Annotated in this window: 1 protein-coding gene and 1 pseudogene; both read left to right on the plus strand. The window is 59.0% G+C overall.

Annotated elements, in window-relative coordinates; all coding sequences use genetic code 11:
• Positions 1-26: 26 nt before the first annotated feature.
• Entirely contained in the window at positions 27-1,271 is a 1,245-nt protein-coding gene (locus AAFM15_RS11675) for a hypothetical protein (RefSeq protein ID WP_341686883.1), read from the plus strand.
• 2 nt (positions 1,272-1,273) lie between these two features.
• A pseudogene (locus AAFM15_RS11680) lies at positions 1,274-1,856 on the plus strand (hypothetical protein); the annotation flags it as partial.

Genomic DNA, 1,856 nt, shown 5'->3' on the forward strand with positions numbered 1-1,856 from the left:
ACCGACATTTCATAAGGACCAAGAAAATGAAAAAAACCTTTGTCGATGTGCTGCTTGAGCTGCCCGTAGACACCACTTTGCAGACCTTTTTGGCGGCCAATGGCTTGCCTTTACCCGATGACCTCTCCTGGTCTGATGGCCAAGAGGTCACCCAGACCGTGATCGAGGCCATCCGGTCTTGGCCCGACGAAATTGCCCGTGACGCACTCATTGCCAAACTCATGGCAAGCGTTGGACTCGGGGATGCTGCGGGCAAACAAGCAATGTTTCAGGTGGCCAGGCAAAACGGTGCAGCCTTGATGGGGCTGGTCGCCAGCCAAAGTGACATCCATCGCTCGTTCTGGCTGTACGTGAACCACCCCGAGCTGTTTGATCTTGCCGGAGATGTGGACTTCTTCGAGCGCCATGGCACCCAGGCACAACAGAACGATCTGGGCGTCAAACGCAAGCCAAACACCTCCGAAGCCGCCATGCTCAGCATGCGCCAGTCGATCTCGGCGTTCTATCAACGGGAGTTGCAATGCGGCGATGGCAGCGTGGCCTACGTGCTGGAGCGCTCCCCCGATGTCTATCTGCTGACGGTCCACGTCAAAGACCTGGCGATGCTGCGCTTGGAGTTTGAAGGCTCGAACCTGACCCGTCGCGTCGGCAATCCCAACATTCACATGGTGCTGGAGTATTCAGCCAAGACCGGCGTCGCGCGCACCCTGGTCAAGGGCGGGGTGAAGTACCACACCATGTTGTTGGAGGCATTCGCAGAACATCTGCTGGGCACGAAGGTCGATGCACACCGCATCAAGCCTCCCACACTTGACCTGTCTGCGTTGCGGCTGGGTTTTGATGTGCCCCAGGCGCTGACCACCGATGGGTTCATGGCGGTGCAGGTCAAGACCCTTTCACTGCTCAGCCCCCATGGCGACCTGAAGGTTGAATGCACGGCAACCGCATCGAGCGACCAGCAATGTGTGACCGAACTGATCGCAGAGTCCTTCCCCAACGAGAACCCGCTCAAGCGCAATTGGCAGATCACCTCGGCGCACATCAACCTGTACTACCCACCCGAGCCCGGCAAGATGCGAGCGAAGGTCATCACCATTGAGATCACCCGCAAAGGCCGACTGAACCTTCACAAGTTCGACGCCAAGATGCAGGCGCAGCTCGAAGGCTACCTGGTTGCCCTCGGCATTCTGGGTGCCGATCAAACGCTGAGCGCCAACGAGCAGCAACCCGGTGAAGACGCCTTCCAGGCTGAACCCGCGTACCAAGAGTGAGCATGAACTCACATCATGCTTGGTCGTTGGTGTGTCGCTTGTTCGCTGAGGGAACGCACGTCCATCGCTGGGCGTTGTCCCCTCACGAGGTGGCTGCATGCACCTTGCTCGGCTCTGCCATAAAGCCTGCGCCCGTCAATCAGCAATACGTACTTTGCCCACATTGCAACCTGCACCGTGGGCAAGTCGTCGGTGATGGCAAAGGCGGCAGGCTTTGCCAATGCCCCGAATGCGGCCCAGTCCAAATCGAGTCACAGGATATGGCAGCGGTCATGCTCAACGAGGATTGGCTGCGCCAGAAGTTGCGCTTGGCCTTAGAGATCAACAGCCGCGACGGCATCGATCAGGTTGGCCCGGGCATTTGGCGGCTGGGAGATGCCAGGCAGGGACCGGTCATTCTGGCTCGCAACCTGTCCACCCTTGTGCGCGCGCCTGTGATCTTGGATGGCTTTCGGGTCAAGGGTGCGAGCCTGAGGGTCATCACACCCAAGCCGATGGACCAGACTGCGCACCCGTTCGCTGCCGACATCGAGTGGCTGCCACTTCAGGAGCGGTTCGCCTTTTACGGCGACGGCATCTCCTTTA

The sequence above is a fragment of the Limnohabitans sp. genome (assembly GCF_038134685.1).
GTDB lineage: Bacteria > Pseudomonadota > Gammaproteobacteria > Burkholderiales > Burkholderiaceae_C > Limnohabitans_A.